Origin of the sequence: Acinetobacter sp. WCHAc060042 (genome assembly GCF_003231195.1) — a bacterium.
In the GTDB taxonomy this organism is placed as follows: Bacteria; Pseudomonadota; Gammaproteobacteria; order Pseudomonadales; family Moraxellaceae; genus Acinetobacter.
The window spans coordinates 1-20,474 of the sequence record NZ_QKVN01000001.1 but is presented as its reverse complement, the minus strand read 5'-3'; the positions used below and the strand labels follow the sequence as shown (position 1 = coordinate 20,474).

General features: G+C 42.6%; 16 protein-coding genes. 14 read left to right on the top strand and 2 right to left on the bottom strand.

The window, feature by feature from the left end; translation table 11 throughout:
* Positions 1-117 precede the first annotated feature (117 nt).
* Together gabT and DPG01_RS00075 are read left to right on the top strand one after the other, a co-directional pair.
* Positions 118-1,380, top strand: a complete 1,263-nt coding sequence (gene gabT / locus DPG01_RS00080) for a 4-aminobutyrate--2-oxoglutarate transaminase (RefSeq protein ID WP_086208662.1) — start codon at positions 118-120, stop codon at positions 1,378-1,380.
* Between the two features lie 16 nt (positions 1,381-1,396).
* Entirely contained in the window at positions 1,397-2,845 is a 1,449-nt protein-coding gene (locus DPG01_RS00075; protein ID WP_086208895.1) for an NAD-dependent succinate-semialdehyde dehydrogenase, read from the top strand.
* Positions 2,846-3,047: 202 nt separating this feature from the next.
* Here the strand turns inward: DPG01_RS00075 and DPG01_RS00070 are convergent, their stop codons facing one another.
* Entirely contained in the window at positions 3,048-3,470 is a 423-nt protein-coding gene (locus DPG01_RS00070; protein WP_086208661.1) for an Lrp/AsnC family transcriptional regulator, read from the bottom strand.
* 203 nt (positions 3,471-3,673) lie between these two features.
* On the opposite strand from DPG01_RS00070, the gene DPG01_RS00065 reads away from it, so the two are divergent.
* The 11 genes from DPG01_RS00065 (at position 3,674) to DPG01_RS00015 (ending at position 18,902) form a co-directional block, all read left to right on the top strand.
* Positions 3,674-4,948: a Glu/Leu/Phe/Val family dehydrogenase gene (locus tag DPG01_RS00065; protein ID WP_171327318.1), complete on the top strand. Its 1,275-nt coding sequence runs from the start codon at positions 3,674-3,676 to the stop codon at positions 4,946-4,948.
* Positions 4,949-5,025: 77 nt separating this feature from the next.
* Entirely contained in the window at positions 5,026-6,243 is a 1,218-nt protein-coding gene (locus tag DPG01_RS00060) for an aspartate aminotransferase family protein (protein WP_110973778.1), read from the top strand.
* Between the two features lie 13 nt (positions 6,244-6,256).
* Positions 6,257-7,288: an arginine N-succinyltransferase gene (gene astA / locus DPG01_RS00055; protein ID WP_110973777.1), complete on the top strand. Its 1,032-nt coding sequence runs from the start codon at positions 6,257-6,259 to the stop codon at positions 7,286-7,288.
* Positions 7,288-8,757 (top strand): succinylglutamate-semialdehyde dehydrogenase, encoded by a 1,470-nt coding sequence (astD, locus tag DPG01_RS00050; protein ID WP_110973776.1) that lies wholly within the window; start codon positions 7,288-7,290, stop codon positions 8,755-8,757. The genes astA and astD overlap by 1 nt, the downstream gene beginning before the upstream one ends.
* 24 nt (positions 8,758-8,781) lie before the next feature.
* Complete coding sequence (astB, locus tag DPG01_RS00045; protein ID WP_110973775.1) at positions 8,782-10,122, top strand: N-succinylarginine dihydrolase; 1,341 nt, start codon at positions 8,782-8,784, stop codon at positions 10,120-10,122.
* A gap of 21 nt (positions 10,123-10,143) precedes the next feature.
* Positions 10,144-11,124, top strand: a complete 981-nt coding sequence (gene astE, locus DPG01_RS00040) for a succinylglutamate desuccinylase (RefSeq protein WP_110973774.1) — start codon at positions 10,144-10,146, stop codon at positions 11,122-11,124.
* A gap of 399 nt (positions 11,125-11,523) precedes the next feature.
* Entirely contained in the window at positions 11,524-13,023 is a 1,500-nt protein-coding gene (locus DPG01_RS00035) for an amino acid permease (RefSeq protein ID WP_086208656.1), read from the top strand.
* A gap of 78 nt (positions 13,024-13,101) precedes the next feature.
* A complete protein-coding gene (alr, locus tag DPG01_RS00030) occupies positions 13,102-14,316 on the top strand; it encodes an alanine racemase (RefSeq protein ID WP_416346124.1) in 1,215 nt (404 codons plus the stop codon).
* Between the two features lie 558 nt (positions 14,317-14,874).
* The gene (locus DPG01_RS00025) at positions 14,875-17,121 is read left to right on the top strand and encodes a TonB-dependent hemoglobin/transferrin/lactoferrin family receptor (RefSeq protein ID WP_416346123.1); all 2,247 of its coding nucleotides are present in this window, start codon (positions 14,875-14,877) and stop codon (positions 17,119-17,121) included.
* Between the two features lie 65 nt (positions 17,122-17,186).
* Complete coding sequence (locus tag DPG01_RS00020) at positions 17,187-17,996, top strand: hypothetical protein (RefSeq protein ID WP_110973772.1); 810 nt, start codon at positions 17,187-17,189, stop codon at positions 17,994-17,996.
* A gap of 93 nt (positions 17,997-18,089) precedes the next feature.
* Positions 18,090-18,902, top strand: coding sequence for a DUF4198 domain-containing protein (locus DPG01_RS00015; protein WP_162622309.1), 813 nt, complete (start codon positions 18,090-18,092; stop codon positions 18,900-18,902).
* A 104-nt stretch (positions 18,903-19,006) separates the two neighbouring features.
* On the opposite strand, the gene pcaU is transcribed toward DPG01_RS00015, so the two are convergent.
* Entirely contained in the window at positions 19,007-19,831 is an 825-nt protein-coding gene (gene pcaU / locus DPG01_RS00010; protein WP_086208652.1) for an IclR family transcriptional regulator PcaU, read from the bottom strand.
* A gap of 280 nt (positions 19,832-20,111) precedes the next feature.
* Between pcaU and DPG01_RS00005 the strand changes: the two genes are divergently transcribed.
* Positions 20,112-20,474: 3-oxoacid CoA-transferase subunit A (locus DPG01_RS00005; protein ID WP_162622308.1), on the top strand; the 363-nt coding region annotated here is incomplete at its 3' end.

Genomic DNA, 20,474 nt, shown 5'->3' with positions numbered 1-20,474 from the left:
GTTTAGTACCAATAAAAGCGCAGAATGAAATCAACAACAGGTCCTTTGTATATCAGCAAAAGCATGATATGGACACTGAAATTTTATAAATGTATGAATCAAGAATGAGGATGCAAAATGGACAGTAAACACTCTGCACTGAACGCACGTAAACTACAAGCGACACCTCGTGGCGTTGGTGTCATGTGTCAATGGTATGCGGAGAAAGCAGAAAATTCCACGATTTGGGATGCTGAAGGTAATCAATACATCGACTTCGCTGGTGGTATTGCTGTACTAAATACAGGTCACCGTCATCCTAAAATTATTGCTGCTGTTACTGAACAATTAACTAAATTTACCCATACGGCGTATCAAGTTGTGCCGTATGAAATTTATGTGTCATTGGCTGAGCGTATCAATGCACGTGCGCCGATTGCAGGTGATGCAAAAACAACATTCTTCTCTACAGGTGCTGAAGCTGTAGAAAATGCAGTAAAAATTGCACGTTCACATACGGGTCGTCACGGTATTGTGACTTTTGGTAATGGCTTCCACGGTCGCTCATTTATGACCATGGCAATGACAGGTAAAACTGCACCGTACAAGCGTGATTTTGGTGTTATGCCAGCAGGTGTTTTCCATGCACGCTATCCAGTAGAGTCAAAAGGCATTACTGTAGATGATGCAATTCAAAGCATTGAAGACATTTTTGCAGAAGATATTGCAGCACATGATGTTGCTGCGATTGTGCTTGAACCAGTTCAAGGTGAAGGCGGTTTCAATGTTGTTCCAGCAGAATTCTTAAAGCGTTTACGTGCTTTGTGTGACCAACATGGTATTTTGATTATTGCAGATGAAGTACAGTCAGGTTTTGCGCGTACTGGTAAATTGTTTGCGATGGACTACTATGAGACTAAAGCAGATTTAATCACAATGGCGAAAAGCCTTGGTGGTGGCTTCCCAATCTCTGGCGTAGTAGGCCGTGCTGAAGTGATGGACGCACCAAACCCAGGTGGTCTAGGTGGTACTTATGCAGGTAACCCTGTCGCAGTTGCTTCTGCACATGCGGTACTTGACGTAATTGAAGAAGAAGGTCTTTGTGAACGTGCAAATGTATTGGGTGCAGAGTTGGTTGAAGTTCTAAACGAACTCAAACAATCTTCTTCTATTGTTCAAGATATTCGTGCTTTAGGCTCAATGGTTGCTGTTGAATTGGAAACTGCTGATCAAGCTAAAGCGATTCAAAACTATGCAATGCAAAATGGCTTGCTTATTTTGACCTGTGGTCGTTATGGTAATGTGATTCGTTTCTTATATCCTTTAACGATTCCTGCAGAGCAATTCCGTGCTGGCTTAAACATTTTAAAACAAGGTTTTGCACTTTCTGCTGCAGCATAATTGAAGAGTAATGACTATGCTTCAAGCGCAATATAAAGATTTATTACAGCATCCAGATATTCGTTTTGATATGCCTGAAAATGGCGGTTACATCGAAGTGAAAGATGCAGCAACACATGACACGTTGGCATGGGTGAAATCCCATGACCGCGCGTCAGTTGAACAAGCGATTGCACGTTCGCAAGTGGCGCAAACCGCGTGGAAAGCACAAACTGCGCTACAACGTGCTGATGTGCTTTGGGCTTGGTTTGACTTGATGCAGGAAAATAAAGAGTCATTGGCTCAGATTTTGACTGCTGAACAAGGTAAACCTTTGGCTGAAGCACGTGGTGAAATTGGCTATGCGGCTTCATTTATTCGCTGGTTTGCAGAGCAAGCTCGTCGTATAGATGGTGATATTTTAGCACCAACACTACCAAATCAGCGTTTGTTGGTCATCAAACAAGCCATTGGCGTTACTGCTGCAATTACACCGTGGAACTTCCCTGCTGCAATGATCACACGTAAGGCAGCGCCTGCAATTGCAGCGGGTTGTTCAATGCTTGTGAAACCGGCAGAGCAAACACCTTTGACAGCTTATGCTTTAGAGGTATTGGCACTGCGCGCGGGTTTACCACAAGATGTGTTATTGCATATCAGTGGTGACGCGATTGAAGTCGGTAAAACATTGTGTGAAAGCGATACGGTGAAGAAGTTAAGCTTCACGGGTTCAACGCAAGTTGGTCGTATCTTAATGCAGCAATGTGCACCAACCATCAAAAAACTGTCTTTAGAGTTAGGCGGTAATGCACCTGTGCTAGTGTTTGACGATGCTAATCTTGAGCAAGCAGTACAAGGTATTATGGCCAGCAAGTTCCGTAATAGCGGACAGACTTGTGTTTGTGCCAATCGTATCTATGTGCAAGATGGTATTTATGATGCATTGGTTGAAAAGTTGACAGTTGCTGTTGCGAATTTAAAAGTTGGTGATGGTCGTATCGAGACTTCAACCCAAGGGCCTTTGATTGATGAAGCAGCGATTGAAAAAGTTCAGTCACATATTGCAGATGCCATCAGTAAAGGGGCACAGGTTAAAACCGGTGGTCAACGTTCAAGCTTAGGTGGTACTTTCTTTGAACCGACACTTTTAACAGAAGTGACACAAGAGATGAAAGTCTCGAAAGAAGAAACCTTTGGCCCATTGGCACCGCTGTTCCGTTTTAAAACGGAAGAAGAAGCGATTCAAATGGCCAATGACACCGAATTTGGTCTGGCAACCTACCTATTTACCCAAAACACAGCACGTCAGTGGCGTGTTGGTGAGGCGCTTGAGTACGGTATGGTGGGCATCAACACGGGTGCGATTTCAAATGAAGTGGCTCCATTTGGTGGTGTGAAGCAGTCTGGCTTAGGGCGTGAAGGCTCTAAATTCGGTATCGACGAATATCTCGAAATGAAATATTTGTGCGTGGATATCTCTGTTTAAGTACGTCTAGCAACCATCAGTTAAAAAATCAGCCTTGCCCATTCAAGGCTGATTTTTTTTTATGGGTGTATATTAGGGAAGAGTCGATTTATTTTAAAATAGTACCTAGTGAAGCAACTTCAAAAGCCAAATCAATAAAGTTCACTACACCTTTATATAACGTGTCTTCTTTTCTTTAATCTGTCCAAACATATAAGTGACTTTAAACTTTATAGGTAGACAGTAAAATACTGGTTTCAGTATTGTAAATTCCTGAAATATTTCGGATTCGTTCTAAAATTCGATCAAAATTTTCCAAGCTATCAGACTTCAATTCGACCAATAAATCCCACTTGCCATTGGTACTATGCAAGGTATGCACAGCAGGGTCGATTCTGAGCTCTTTGACCACTGCACTGGTCTTGGTGCCTTCCACCATAATATTCATCCAAGCACGGATACTATTTTTCTCAGCGCCCGGTTTAATCCGTACGGTATAGCCTGTAATCACACCACTGGTTTCCAGATATTCAATACGCTTTTGTACGGTATTTCGAGAGATATGGAGCTTGTTCGCAATCTCGGTAATCGAGATACGGGCATTGTCTTGTAGTAAGCCGAGGATTTGACTGTCCGTATCGTTCATTTTGATTTTTCCTGTTATCAATTTGATGAAATTTATTTCATTTTAATCAAAATTACAACTTTTTCGGCGCAGTTTGATTTTTCATACTATGCATATTGAGCAGTATTCACATGAACGTTACATCGAGCTGAGGCGATGTGTTCTGCGGGTGATGTCTCATATCTATTTAATGGATTTGATTCACCAAATTTTCAAAGGGAAACATCATGTCTTTGTCATATGAAATGGACAATAGTGGCGCTTGGCAGACCTATCTTGCACAGATTAACCGTGTTGCGCCATATCTGGAAGACGACTTAATTCCATTCATCGATACTTTAAAGCGTCCTAAGCGCGCTTTGATTGTTGATGTACCAATCGTGATGGACGATGGTTCGATCCAGCACTTCGAAGGTTATCGTGTACAGCACAATTTGTCGCGTGGACCGGGTAAAGGTGGTATTCGTTATCATCCAGACGTAGAACTCAATGAAGTCATGGCACTCTCAGCGTGGATGACGATTAAAACTGCGGTATTAAATTTACCGTATGGCGGCGCTAAAGGTGGTGTTCGTGTAGACCCTCGCAAATTGTCTCCACGTGAACTTGAACGTTTAACTCGCCGTTTTACTAGCGAAATTAGCCTAGTGATTGGCCCACAAGTCGATATTCCTGCTCCAGATGTAGGCACCAATGCAGACATCATGGGTTGGATGATGGATACCTATTCAAGTATCAAAGGTCATACCGTAACAGGTGTGGTGACAGGTAAGCCTGTGCACTTGGGTGGCTCTTTAGGCCGTGTGCGTGCAACAGGTCGTGGCGTATTTGTGACTGGTTTAGAAGTTGCTAAGAAAATCAATCTTGCGCTTGAAGGCAGTCGTGTAGCGATCCAAGGTTTCGGTAACGTGGGTAGCGAAGCGGGTTACTTATTCCATAAAGCCAATGCGAAAGTGGTGTGTGTACAAGACCATACAGGCACGATCTTTAATGCTGAAGGCATGGACGTTAAGCAGTTACAAGACTACGTTGCGATTCATAAAGGTGTAGCAGGCTTCCCAGATGCGACTTTAATTGAAGACGAAGCATTCTGGTCGGTTGAAATAGATATTTTAATTCCAGCGGCTTTAGAAGGTCAGATTACGCCTGAACGTGCGCAAAAATTGACTGCAAAATTAGTCTTGGAAGGTGCGAATGGTCCAACGTATCCAGACGCAGAAGACATTCTGTTAGAACGTAAAATCACGATTGTACCTGACGTACTGTGTAACGCAGGCGGTGTAACTGTGAGTTACTTCGAATGGGTTCAAGACATGGCGAGCTACTTCTGGACAGAAGAAGAAATTAACCAACGTTTAGACAAACTCATGATGTCAGCAGTTGAAGACGTTTGGTTCACTGCAAGCGAAAAGCAGTGCAGCCTACGTACAGCAGCATACATCTTGGCGTGTAAACGTATCTTAAAAGCACGTAAAGAACGAGGAATTTTCCCAGGTTAAGGGGAAGTTCCGTGCCCTTCGGGGCACACCATATTATTAGAAAGCACAACATCAGATTTATTAAGGACGAACAAACCATGAACCAGAATAGTCAACCCGCTCGCCAAGATTTTAATCAGTACATGGTGCCAGTTTTTGCACCCGCTCAGTTTATTCCTGTGCGTGGCGAAGGTTCTCGTTTATGGGATCAGCAAGGTAAGGAATATATCGATTTTGCAGGCGGTATTGCGGTCAATGCGCTTGGACATGCTCACCCTGTGGCGGTGAAAGCTTTGGTCGAACAAGGTCAAAAGCTTTGGCACATTGGCAATGGTTATACCAATGAACCCGTACTTGCACTTGCAAAACAATTAGTTGATAACACCTTTGCAGATAAAGTGTTCTTCTGTAACTCTGGTGCAGAAGCCAATGAAGCGGCTTTGAAACTTGCGCGCAAAGTGGGCCTACTTTCAGGCTCTGCACGTAAAAATAAAATTATTGCATTTAAAAATGCTTTCCACGGCCGTACTTTATTTACGGTTACGGCAGGTGGCCAACCGAAATATTCACAAGATTTTGCACCACTTCCAGAAGGTATTCACCACTTACCATTCAATGATTTAGACGCAGTACGTGAAGCGATTGATGCAGACACGTGTGCGGTGATTGTTGAGCCGATTCAAGGTGAAGGTGGGGTCATTACGGCAAGCCCTGAGTTTTTAAAAGGCTTACGTGAACTGTGTGACCAACATGGTGCGGTACTCATTTTTGATGAAGTGCAAACAGGTGTTGGTCGTACAGGTGCTTTATATGCATATATGAACACTGACGTGACCCCAGACATTTTAACCACAGCCAAAGCTCTCGGCGGCGGTTTTCCCATTGGTGCCATGATTACAACAGATAAGTTTGCCAACATGTTTGTGGTGGGTGACCATGGTACGACTTATGGTGGTAACCCATTGGCGTCTGCTGTAGCCAATGCCGTATTTGGTTTGATCAATACCCCAGAAGTGTTGAATGGTGTACGTACCCGTGCGCAAATTTTTGCCGATGGTTTAAATCAGTTAAATGCACGCTATGGCCTATTTGAAGAAATTCGTGGTCAAGGTTTATTAATTGGCTGTGTACTAAAAGCTGAATATGCAGGCAAAGCCAAAGACATCGTGACTTTAGCGGGCGAAGAAGGATTATTGGCGCTGGTTGCAGGTCCAAATGTCGTTCGTTTCACGCCATCATTAATTATTCCAGAAGCAGATATCGAAGCAGGTTTACAACGCTTTGAGCGTGCGCTCGCGCGCTTTGTTGGCGCGTGATAGGCCACTGGTTATGATGATTGTTAGACATGCAGAGCATCGAGATTTAGATGATATCTACATTCTGGCGGGGAAGTCCGGCGTTGGCCTGACTTCTTTACCCCAAAATAAAGAGATCTTATCGGCTCGTATTGCACGCACACAAAAGACCTTAGCGGGGCAAGCTGCACCAAGTGAACAAGGGTATTTATTTGTTTTAGAAGATACTCAGTTACAACGTGTGGTGGGTGTGAGTGCCATTGAAGTTTCAGTGGGCTTAACTGAGCCTTTCTATAACTACCATGTGGGCAAACAAGTCCATGCCTCACAAACTCTGAATGTTTATAAAACCTTAAATACGCTGTTTTTAAGCAATGACCATACTGGTTGTAGTGAACTCTGCACGCTGTTTTTAGATCCAGAGTACCGCAAAGACCAAAATGGAAAACTGCTGTCGAAGATCCGTTTCCTGTTTATCGCAGCTTTCAAACAGGCTTTTCAAAATAAGCTGATTGCAGAAATGCGTGGTTATTCCGATGAAAATGGTCGTTCGCCATTTTGGGATGCCTTAGGCCATCACTTTTTCAATATGGATTTCTCGACTGCGGATTATCTCAGTGGTATTGGGCAAAAAGTCTTTATTGCGGAGTTGATGCCACGTTTTCCTGTGTATATCGACTTACTGCCGATGGCCGCGCAACAAGTGATTGCACAGGTGCATCCGCAGACAGTTCCTGCCTCTCGTGTGTTGGAGTCGGAAGGTCTGTGTTACCAAGGTTATGTCGATATTTTTGATGCAGGCCCGACGCTTGAAGCGGAAGTCAGTAGCCTGCGTGCAGTCAAAGAAAGTCACACTTGTGCCGTTAAAATCGTCGACAGCGTACCAGAAAGTGCAGGGCGTTATTTGGTGGCGAATGATCGCTATCAAGACTATCGCGCAATTTTAATTCAGCATGCGGCTGAGACAGACAGTTTAAGTTTAACGGTAGAACAAGCGCATGCCCTTGGTGTGCAAGCAGGGCAAAGCATTCGTATGCTGCCTTTAGATAAGATGGAGAAAAAATAATGTCACAAGGGAATTTATATATAAACGGGACATGGTCTCCAGCGCAAGGTGCAGCATGGGACAAACTCGATCCAGTTACGCAAGAAACAATTTGGCATGGTGCAGAAGCAACAGCTGAGCAAGTTGCACAAGCTTGTCAGTCTGCACGTGCTGCATTTGCTACTTGGGCACGTCGTCCTTTAGCTGAGCGCCTTGAAATTATTCAACAATTTGCCAGCTTGTTAGAACAAAACAAACAACAGCTTGCAACGATTATTAGTCGTGAAACCAGTAAGCCGATTTGGGAAACGTTGACTGAAGTTCAGTCGATGATTGGTAAAGTAGCAATTTCAGTACGTGCTTATCACGAACGTACAGGTGAAAGTCTGACGGAAATGCCAGATGGTGCAGCGTCTTTACGTCACCGTCCGCATGGTGTGTTGGCTGTATTCGGCCCGTATAACTTCCCAGGTCACTTGCCGAATGGTCATATCGTCCCTGCGCTGATTGCAGGGAACACTTTGGTCTTTAAACCAAGTGAATTGACGCCGTGGACCGCAGAAGAAACAGTCAAATTATGGCAAGAAGCTGGCTTACCAGCAGGTGTATTGAACTTGGTACAAGGTGGTCGCGTTACAGGTGAAGCACTGGCTCAATCGCATGAAATTGATGGCTTGTTGTTCACAGGCAGTGCCAATACAGGTTACCACCTGCATAAACAATTGGCTGGTGCTCCAGAAAAAATTCTCGCTCTAGAAATGGGCGGTAACAACGCATTAATTATCGACGAGATTACTGATATTGATGCAGTAGTGAATTTAACCGTCCAATCTGCCTTTATTTCAGCGGGTCAGCGCTGTACCTGTGCACGCCGTTTAATCATTAAAAATGGTGCAGTAGGCGATGCCTTCATTCAACGTTTGGTTGAGGTGAGCCGTAACTTGGTGGTGGGTCAGTGGGATGCTCAGCCACAACCGTTTATGGGTGGTGTGATTTCATTGCATGCTGCACAGCAAATTCTACAAGCACAACAACGCCTGATCGATTTAGGGGCTCAAGTTCTGCTCCCTGTGACTCAAGCAGATGCCAACAGTAGCTTATTAAGTCCGGGTCTTTTAGATGTGACCAATGTCAGCGACGTCCCCGACGAAGAATATTTTGGCCCATTGAGCTGTATTTATCGTTATGACCATTTTGATGAAGCTTTGGCACTAGCGAATAGCACTCGATTCGGTTTGTCGGTGGGTTTAGTTTCACCTGACCGTGAGCTGTTTGATCGTTTATTGATTGAAGCACGTGCAGGCATTGTGAACTGGAACAAACCATTAACAGGCGCGTCAAGTGCTGCACCCTTTGGTGGTGTAGGTGCATCAGGAAACCATCGTGCCAGTGCTTTCTATGCCGCAGATTACTGCGCATGGCCAATGGCATCACTGGAAAGTCAGCAGGTAAGCCTACCTGAAAAATTATCGCCAGGCATTGTGCTGTAAGTCGACAGAAAAGGGAGTTTAGAAATGTCAGGCTATGAAATTAATTTTGATGGTTTAGTCGGTCCAACACACCACTATGCAGGATTGTCATTCGGAAACGAGGCATCTACCAAAAACCAAAATAATCTTTCCAACCCGAAGTTGGCTGCCAAGCAAGGTCTGTTAAAGATGAAAGCTTTGGCCGACATGGGGTTAAAGCAGGGTGTATTTGCACCGCAAGAACGCCCTCATGTCCCGACTTTGCGCAAATTGGGCTTCCGTGGAGATGATCACAGCGTGATTGAACAAGCGATGCGTACCTCGCCTGCATTGTTATCCGCGTTGAGTTCAGCATCCTGTATGTGGACTGCCAATGCGGCAACCGTTTCACCGTCGGCGGACAGTGCAGATGGTCGTGTGCATTTTACTGCGGCGAATTTAAACAACAAATTCCACCGCTCGATTGAACATGAAACGACCTCGCGTGTTATGGCAGCGATGTTTAAGGATGAACGTCACTTTGCCCATCACGAGGCACTGCCACCTGTGGCATTGTTTGGTGATGAAGGTGCGGCGAATCATAACCGTTTAGGCGGTGCTTATGATCAGGCCAGCGTGCAAGTGTTCGTTTATGGTCAGCAGTTCCTCGGTGGTGGTATTGGCCCGAAACGCTATCCTGCGCGTCAATCCTTAGAGGCGAGTGAAGCCGTGGCACGTTTACACCAGCTCAAAGCAGAACAAACGGTATTTATACAGCAGCATCCCGATGTGATTGACCAAGGTGTCTTCCACAACGACGTGATTGCGGTGAGTAACCAAAACGTTTTGTTCCACCATCAGCATGCATTTTTGAATCAGTCTGAAGCATTGTCAGAAATTCGCGAAAAAATGGCGCGCTTGGGTCAAGAATTCGTCTCCATTGAAGTGCCTGATCAGCGTGTTTCTGTGAAAGATGCGGTCAATACGTATTTGTTCAATAGCCAATTACTCACCCGTGCCGATGGCGGGATGAGTATTGTGGTGCCTGAAGAATCACGTCAAAACCCAGCAGTGTGGGGTTATTTAAACGACATGATCCAAATGGGTACGCCGATTGACGACATCAAGGTGTTTGACCTACGTGAAAGTATGCGCAATGGCGGTGGCCCTGCATGTTTACGTTTACGTGTGGCGGTGAATGAAGCAGAGCTGAATGCAATCAACCCAAACCTGTTCATGAATGATGCCTTGTTTACCCGTTTAAACACGTGGGTCGACCAGTACTACCGTGACCAGTTGGCGCAACAAGATTTGGCTGACCCGCAATTACTGATTGAAAGCCGTACTGCGTTAGATGAATTGACGCAAATTTTGAACTTAGGTTCGGTGTATCACTTCCAACGTTAAGCAATCGTGCAGGGAAAGCAGATGATAGATTTTCTAGGTGATGTTTTAAAACAACGTGTCCCGACTGTAGCACATGGCGTACAGCATGATTTTCGTTGGGAATGGTTGGCTGAAGGTGTTTTATCTTTTACGCCGAAACAGGCTTATGAAAAAGCAGTCGTGCTTTCCGCGGGTGTGCATGGCAATGAAACTGCGCCAATCGAGTTGTTGGCGCAGCTGAGTCACGATTTGTTTGCAGGGGCATTAGAGCTCAAGGTTAAGCTATTGCTGATTTTAGGGAATCCTATCGCGATTCGCTCGGGGCAACGCTATGTTGAAAATGATATGAACCGCATGTTCTGCGGGGCCTATCAACAATTTACCGACACAGTTGAAGCGCAGCGGGTGGCAGTCTTAGAACAGATCGTCACCGCTTTTTTTAATGATAGTCCAGCTCAAGTACGACGCTATCATTACGATTTGCATACCGCGATTCGCCCATCTTTGTTGCCGACTTTTGCCTTATTTCCTTATCAAACCCATGACTATGATGCTGCGATGTTGGACAGCCTAAACGCTGCGGAATTGGATGCCTTAGTGTATCACAATGCCGTAGGTCGTACCTTTACACACTTTAGCAGCTCTCAGTTTCAAGCGGCTAGTTCGACGCTAGAACTTGGTCATGCTAAACCCTTTGGACAGAATGATTTGACAGCATTCGCTGCGATTAATCATGTGCTTCGTGCCGTGGTGAGTGAGCAGTCCTTACCTGTGCGCCAAAAACAAGCAATTCAAACTTTTCGAGTCGTTGATTCGATCATCAAAACTGAAGAAGACTTCCAACTGAATTTGGCAGATGCTGCGCCTAATTTTTCTGTGTTTGAAACTGGTGCTGTCATTGCCTTACAACAGGGCAAACCGTATGTAATTGCACCAGAGCAGGTTCGGATTTTGTTTCCGAATACGCAAGTGAAAAAGGGATTAAGAGCAGGGCTGATCTTAACTGAGGTTTATTCAGGATGATTTTAATCAATTTATTAAATGTGCTGATGGTGGTTTATCGAACTTAAGTCGTTAAATTAATTTTCAATGGAATTGAATATATGGATATTGTTAAAAATATTAATTCAATATTTTTATCTACTGATTATAAGGTAACTTATGGTTGGTGGATTTTTTTGCGTTTATTATTTATTAAGTTATTGTTTTTTAATAAAAAATATTTGAATTTGGCATAGGTTTTGCAAGTCGTGTAAACATTATTTAGTGGCTGATAAAGGATTAACTCTACTGGCTCTGAATAGTAAAAATTAATGTTATTGAAAGATAATATGTAGCTTAATTTGGACTGAAATGAAATAAGAAATTATTTTAAAAAAGTCCCATATTTACACCCGTTGGGCTGTAAATTGGAGTAAAAATATGATGAATGGAAAACAAGCCCATCAACAAAAAGAACCTTTAGAAGGTGATTTATTGGGTGGACATCATTACGAGTCAGTTGAGGAAGAACAACTGCAACGCTCACTAACCAACCGTCACATTCAGATGATTGCGATTGGTGGTGCGATTGGTACAGGTCTCTTTATGGGATCGGGTAAGACGTTGGCTGTGTCAGGTACATCCATTATTCTGACCTATTTAATTATTGGTTTCTTCTTCTTCTTCGTCATGCGTGCGATGGGGGAGTTACTGCTTTCCAATACCAACTATAAATCTTTTGCTGATTTTGCAACGGCATATTTGGGTCCATGGGCTGGCTTCTTTTTAGGGTGGTCGTACTGGCTTAGCTGGATTGTCACTGCAATTGCCGATGTGATTGTTATTGGGGGCTATGCACAGTTTTGGTATCCTGACCTCCCCGCATGGATACCCGCTTTCACCTCCATTGCGATTTTGACTTTGTTGAATTTCGTTGCTGTAAAGTTATTTGGTGAAGTTGAGTTCTGGTTTGCTTTAATCAAGATTATCGCAATTATTTTATTCCTATGTGTTGGTATATATCTCATTACCATTGGATTTGTCTCTCCAGATGGTGTCAAAGCGTCGTTAGCTCATGTGGTTGAGAAAGAGTCTTTGTTCCCATACGGTTTAACTGGCTTTTTAGCAGGGTTCCAAATTGCAGTATTTGCCTTTGTCGGCATTGAATTGGTGGGTACTACTGCGGCAGAAACCAAAGATCCGCATTATGCTTTACCACGTGCGATTAACTCGATTCCATTACGTATTTTATTGTTCTATATCGGTGCTTTGGTTTGTATTATTGCAGTCACTTCTTGGTCACAAATTTCTCCAGATAAAAGTCCATTTGTTGAAATGTTTACCTTAATTGGTTTGCCTGCGGCAGCCAGTATTGTCAACTTTGTGGTGGCAACCTCTGCCATGTCTTCTGCGAATAGTGGTGTGTTTGCGACCAGCCGTATGTTGTTTGGTTTGGCTGTAGAAAAAGATGCACCGAAAAGTTTTGCCAAACTGTCGAAAAGTAAAGTGCCTGTGCTGAGCCTTATATTTTCAATGTTCTGTGTAGTGGTAGGAACGTCGATTCTGTTTATTGTGCCGAATGTCATGACAGCATTCATTATCATTTCAGCCTTTACTTCTATTCTATGTATTTTTACTTTTGCCATGATTATTTTGTCGTATCTGGCTTATCGTAAAAAAGACCCTGAATTACATGAGCAGTCAGCGTATAAAATGCCAGGTGGTCGATTCATGGCATGGTTTACCTTGTTATTCTTGATCTTTGTGGTGGCGATTTTAGCACTAGATCATGACACCATGATTTCATTGGCATTCTCCCCACTTTGGTTTATTGGCTTAGGTATTGCTTATTACTATAAAACGAAAAAATATGCAGAGCGCAGTTGGATTTTGACCCATGGTCGCCGCATTGAGCATGATGATATGCAAGAAAATAATTAGTGAAAAGTGAGAGAGGGTATTTACCCTCTCTTTTGTTATAACGATGAAGAGGGTTTTATTTTGAAAAAGTCGACATTATTGGCTTGTATGTTAGGTGCAGGGCTGTTGAACATCAATAGCAGTTTTGCAGCGCCTTTATTAACCACGCATATTTCAGCCAGCCAATCAGCCGCGCCTCAGGCCAATGCTTGGGTTGAAATTAATGTGCAGGCCTTTGAGCAAAATATTCAGACTTTGCAGCAGCAATTACAAGACAAAAGTCAAATTTGTGCAGTCATGAAAGCTGATGCGTATGGTCACGGGATTGAACTGTTGATGCCGAGTATTATGAAGCTGAATGTACCTTGTGTGGGGATTACCAGTAATGCCGAAGCGGCAATGGTACGTCAGTCTGGTTATCAGGGACGCCTATTAAGACTACGTGCAGCCACAGACCAAGAGATTCAAAATGCGGCTTCTTTAAATATGGAAGAGTTGTTGGGCAATTATGAGCAAGCACAACGTATGTCGCAGTGGGCAAAACAACAGGGTCTAACCATTAAATACCATTTAGGCTTAAATGCAGGTGGTATGGACCGAAATGGTTTAGAGTTGAATAGTGAAATGGGCAAACAGCAAGCGCTACGTATGACTAAATTAGCCAATCTAAAACTGGTGGGGATTATGACCCACTATGCAGTAGAGGATGAGCAATATGTGCGTGACCATCTGGCGGTGTTTAACCAGCAAACGGACTGGTTGATTAAAAAAGCCAAATTAAAACGTGAAGCGCTGACTTTACATACCGCAAATTCTTTTGCGACCTTAACTGTTCCAGAGTCACATTTAGATATGGTTCGTGCGGGTGGCGTGATTTATGGTGACAGCCTTCCAGATCGGGTCGAATATAAAAAGCTGATGGCCTTTAAAACCCAAGTGGCAACAGTTAATGCCTATTTGAAAGGCACAACAGTCGGCTATGACCAAACCTATACCTTGAAGCGTGATTCGCTGTTGGCGAACTTACCACTTGGCTACTCAGATGGTTATCGACGTGCCTTTAGTAATAAAGCCTATGTGCTGATTCGAGGCCATAAAGTGCCTGTAGTTGGACGAACTTCTATGAATACCACCATGGTAGATGTCACGGACTTTCCTGATATTCGTGCCAATGATGAAGTGGTGCTCTTTGGTCAGCAAGGTGCTGAAAGTGTCAAGCAAAGCGATTTAGAAGAATACAATGGTGCTTTACTAGCAGATGTTTATACCATGTGGGGTAATTCTAACCCTAAGGTTCTGGTACGGCACGATTAATAAACGACCAGTATTCGGTATGCTTGGAGATAACTTAAAAGTACCGATAGTTTGAGTTGAGCAACTATTCATCGCCTTTTTAAAGGGGTGTCTGGTTGTTTTTACAGAGTGAATGAGTCAATTGAAGGCAGTACATATTGAATGATGTGCTGTCTTTTTTCATGGCTGTATTTGATGATTTTGGGTTAGAGAAGCTGAAGCCTTGAGGGATGTTGGCCTGCTCTCAATCAATTTTAAAATAGTGTGATCCTTCTGATTTTAAATGTTTTAGATCGTCTGAACGTTGTTGACTTTACATTTAAAACACGAATGTAGTGATGAAATCTGCACTGAACGACAAAAAGCAAAAACCGATTTTTTGAACAACCTTCTCCATTCCAAAAATAAAAGCAAATACTATTTGTAAATAATAATCTAATTGATTATTATTCGCATCCACATAGTCTTCCTATCTCAATTATCTTTATAGGTCTCAGGCATTGAGGCTCTGGAAAAATAAATTGAATTAAGAGTAATGATTATCAATATCATTTAATAAGTGGGTTTAACCGCATGAGTATGAATCAATACCAGTCGCAATTTTCGGGCGACGAAGCTAAAATTTTGAACTTACGACCTTGCTATTTATCACTATGTTTAGCTGTTTTAATGACTACAGGCTTCAGCTCAAACAGCTTTGCACAAGAGAATGTCTCTGTTTCAACCTCTCTCCCTAAGATCACAGTATATGCTGAACATGAAGATCAGGCGCCTGTTTCAAAAACCTCAATCAATAGAGACAACCTCGACAAGACGGGGGTAACCGATATGGCAAGTATCGTGAAATACTTGCCTCTCGTTTATGCTCCATTTTCGGTTGCAGGCAGTGGAACCTTTTTTGATGGGTCTGGTACAAGTAGTTATAATATTCGTGGTATTGATGCCAATCGTATTGGTTTAGATATTGATGGTGTAGATATAGCTGAAGCAACGGTTAGCTCTTATATTCCACCTAATAGTATGAGTCAACGTGGCGCTGGTCGTGACTATATTGAACCTGAAATGTTTACATCAGTAGATATCGTTTCAGGAACAACAGATGCATCAACCGACGGTATTGGTGGGCGAGTCTCATTTAAAAATAAGTCTCCAGAAGATTATTTGGTGGATGGTAAAACTATCGCGGGGACTGCCAAAGTAGGGTATAGCTCTGCGGATGAAGCGTGGTTAAGCTCTGTGACGGGCGCGGTAGGTAATGACGAGCTTAAAGCCTTAGTGGCTTATGCACATCGTGATGGGCATGAAACAAAACCTAACTCTAAAACCAAAGCATTTCCGACCGATTGGAAGTCTGATGCTGTATTGGGACGAGTACTGTGGACGTTATCCGATCAGCATCAATTTAATTTGACTGGGGACTTTTACCGCAAAACTGCCGATACTACAGGTATTAGTGCAAGTTTATTTAGCAACTATAAAAGTGATGCCACCCAACAGCAAGATATTGACCGTACCCAATTTAGCTTAGAACACATTTACAAACCTGCAAACTTTGCTTTGTTTGATCAGTTGAAAAGTAAAATGTGGTATCAAGAGTCAAATAATGAAACTGATACATCATTCATGAACAGTGCGACAGTCGCACGTGACTTTTCAACGACATATAAAGAAAAAAATACAGGGATTAAGTTTGATGCACTGAAGCGTTTGAGCAATCAAACTCTAAAATATGGATTGGCGGCAGACCAGAAAGATTATTCGAGTACTAAAGTGGACTTACGTAATGGCTCGAAATTGTCAACACTCTATCAAAACGGTTATTTACTTGATTCTGAGCTCAAACGTTATTCTGCTTACCTCTCTGATGAGATCCGTTTAGACCTCTTAGGGCGTGATTTAACTTTAACACCATCAGTTCGCCTTGAACGACAAGAGTATCGCCCGGACTCTTCTGCATATAGTGATGTGCAAGATCGTGATTTTAGTTATGTTTCACCTGGTTTTTCAGCAGGTTATCAGTTTAATCCAGAAAACTATAGCTATTTTAAATACACCCGCGGTACACGTATTCCTTCGCCAACAGAGATGGGCGGGATTTATCAAACCACGGCAGCTAATCCAAGCTATATCGTGATTGGTAATTCAAACTTAGATAAAGAAACCAGTGATGCGTTTGAAATTGGACTGAGAAATACTTCAATTGACGGTATAAAGTTTGATATCACAGGCTTTTATACGAAGTATAGCGACTTTATTGATTATTATAATTATGGCTATACAGCACAGTATACTAATGGTTATTACCGTGCAGAAAACTTAGCCAATGCCACAATTTGGGGGGGTGAGCTGTCTACGCGCATAGATCTAGGCCAATTTATTTCAAACTCAGATGGATTTAGTTTGGCATTAGTAGCTGGAAAAACGAAGGGAACTGCGAAAAATAAAGATGGTTTGAAAACTGGTGTGAACTCGGTTCAACCTGAAAAGGGAAGTTTAACTTTTGCTTATGATAACCCCAATAAAGTCTTTGGTTTAGGTCTAACTGCAACAGCAGTCGGGGACAAAATTGCGTCCAAAGATGTCACGACTTATCAAGATGATGTTGCGTACCAACGTGTTGCTGGCTACACCATTTTTGACTTATCTGCTTACTGGAATATCAATAAGTTCACCAAAGTGAATGTAGCTTTTAACAACATCTTTGATAAGACCTATTGGGATTACTCCGCAGTTGGCACCATCACAGGAACGAATCAAGCCAGTTTAATAGATCGCGCAGCCGAATCAGGTCGAAATATTGTCGCAAGTGTTGAATTTAAATACTAAATTTCAAAGCTAGATAGAACAGGTATTCCATCCAGCAAACTTAACTTTCAGGAAATGAAATCATCATGAAAATCATGTCTACATGGGTAATGGGTATCACGATGCTCAGCGCTTCAGTGAGTATTTTAGCAGCAGATAAAACAGCGCAAACAGATGTATATCAACAAGCTTATGCTATTCATGCGCTCTATCATCCAGAAAATAAGCAACCCAATGCTTCCGTAGTGACACAACAATATATACAAGATTATGCTGCACTTTTTAGCAATAATAAAAAGGTGACAGCTGAACAGTTTGCCCAATTTGAACAGACACGTTTAGACCCCGTACTCAAGCAACGCCGTGAAATGTCTTTAAAACAGGCACATGTTCGTTACGGTATTTTAGATAAAAGCAAAGATCAAAAGTTAACGTTAAAAGAGTTCCAAGCCTCTGGTGAAAAGACTTTTGATGGCTTTGATCTGAATCAAGACGGTTTGATTAATGCAGAAGATGCTCAGTTGGCAGGAGGAAGTATAGGAACACATGATGGTTTTCGTGCCAAGTTACCTATTTCGATGCCGATGCCAAGCAATGTGGCTGAGTTTATCGCGCAATATGGACAGGGTAAAAATTATGTAACTTTAGGCGACTATCTAACCGCACGCGATAAACAATTTTTTGAGACGGACAGCAATCAAGATTTGATCGTGACTGAACAAGAATATGTCGATGAGTTTATGCAGCGTTTTGACCGTAATTTAGCGACGGGTACGACTCAAATGCAGGAGATTGCTGGACAGCAATTCAAAGCGATTGCAAAAGGTAAAACCACCATTCAAGCAAACGATATTAAACAGTATGCGAAAAAAGTAGGGCAAGCCTCAGCCCAATAAACCAGCCATACCTTTAAGTCATTTATGGGTGGCTTAAAGGTAAAACTAATTAGGTTGACGATGGACAAAGATACATCAATGGAATATTCAACGATGAAAAAAATAGGTTTGACTTGCTTACTGAGTATCTTGGTCGTAAATAGTTGGGCACATGCACCTTTTGTTGCGCCAAGCAGTTATGTGGTAGAAGGTGGCAACACTGCAGTTTTGGCAGGATTTGCAGAGCAAGCTTTTGACTCGGAAGTAGCCATTAAAGGCTTTAATTTTAAAGTGCTTACACCAAAGGGTGAAACTCAAGAATTAACATTGAGTCATAGTAAAGTTTTAAGTTTGGCTGATGTGAAAACGGATCAAGCAGGAACTTATACAGTTACAGGGCTCCGAACAGGTGAGCTTAAATATGCAAAAGTTGGCCAACGTTGGTTGCGGGTATTAGATGCAAAAACTGAAGGTTTATCACCACTGACTGAACGTCATTTTGTTACCCCAAGTGAAGTACAAGCGGAAAGCCAGCAGTTTACTGTGCAACGTTTTGATCAGTTGCTGAGTTATTTTTCTAAGCAACAGCAGAGTGAGCTGAAGCAAGAGTATACCCAACAAGGTTTAAGTTTGGTATTTTCAAGTCATCCAAATCAAATTTCATTAAAAAAACCATTCACAATAAAATTAAACTTGGGAAATAAACCTGCGTCAGGTTTTCAGGTAACACTAGAAAAGCAAATCACCACATTGGGAGAGGCTGAAAAAGTGACTCAGTTACAGACCAATGGTTCAGGTGAGGTTACTTTGCTTTTTCCAGCGGTCGGGCAATACCTTGTGACTATGACCTCACCTGAACAGTCTGAAAAGTTTCGACCGAATGCTCAGACCTATAGAACGATTTTGAGTTTATACGTAAATCCTTAAATGTAAGCTAAGGCTAAAGAGGTCATTTACTGAAATCTGTTCGAGTTCATCTCAACTGAATCACAGGTCTGTGAATGACAAGTGCCGTTATTTTTTTTTGAGCATCAAAGAATATTACGTAGTTCGCGCGCAGTTTCTTGTAGCAAAGGCAGTATGTGTTGAATCAAATATTCTTTGGTTGTTCGCATGGTAGGGGAAACAATATTTAAGGCTGCAACGACTTTTAACTGTTGCCCATAAATCGGAACGGCAAGTGCATGTACGCCCAATTCATGTTCTTCACATGAATAACACCAACCTTGCTCTCGAATTTCATGCAATAAGGCCAGAAACGTTTCATTGTTGGTATGGGTGTATTTGGTGAGGCGTTGTAGCGGATACTGATTCAGCCATTCACACTGTTCCTGATCGTCGAGATAGGCCAATAAAATTTTACCTGCTGATGTGGCATGTGCAGGTAGACGATTGCCCAAATGTAGGCCATAAGGATTGACACGATCTGTTTGTTGATGTGCGGCGCTACGTGCAATAGTAATCGCTTCATAGCCGTCTAAAACCATTACGGAAAAAATGAGTGAGGTTTGATTGGTCAGCAGGTTCAGTAGAGGTTGAGAAATTTTGGGAAGTTGTGCTCCACCTAAATAAGCGCCTGAAAATTTGAGAATTTTAGGGGTTAAATAAAAATAATGACCATCAGATTCTAAATAGCCTAAATATTCAAGAGTGAGTAAATGGCGTCGTGCTGCGGCACGGGTCATGCCTGTACGTTCCGCTGCCATAGTGATATTTAAACGATGTCGGTCAGTACCAAAGCTGTCGAGAATAGCCATACCTTTACTGATCCCTGCAACAAAGTCTTCATGTCGAATGGTTTTCTTATTATTGTGATTATGTATTCGCTTTTCTATTCGTTCTTTTTCTTCATGCATTTCGGTATCCCTATCCATTTTTATCCTTTGTCTATTTTTACTATAGCGTGAAATCAGAGTGAAATAATCAGGTTTTGTTCGATATGCATATAAATTGTTCGATGATCGAACAAAACCTGTGTTCACTATCTAGTCGAAAATCACTAAATTATAAAAAATGAGCAGATAAGGAAATCTAACTAAAAGACTAGGGAATCTTGTCGAAAATAAAGTAGCCCATGAGTATAGGTTAGTTTTCCGCGCCTTTTCAAATTTGCATGATGCACAATGGAGTTATCTAATGATAGATAAAAGTGCGGCATCCCTCGCGGAAGTGCTCTCCCAAATCACCGACGGCTCAACCATCATGATTGGTGGTTTTGGTACAGCAGGACAACCTGCTGAACTGATTGATGGCTTGATTCAACTCGGCATTAAAGACCTCACCATCGTCAGTAACAATGCTGGCAATGGCGACTATGGGTTAGCCAAGCTGCTGAAAGCGGGTGCTGTGAAAAAAGTCATTTGTTCGTTCCCGCGTCAGTCCGACTCTTGGGTCTTTGATGAACTCTATCGTGCAGGCAAAATCGAATTGGAACTGGTGCCTCAAGGTAACTTGGCCTGTCGTATCCAAGCCGCAGGCATGGGACTGGGTGCAGTCTTC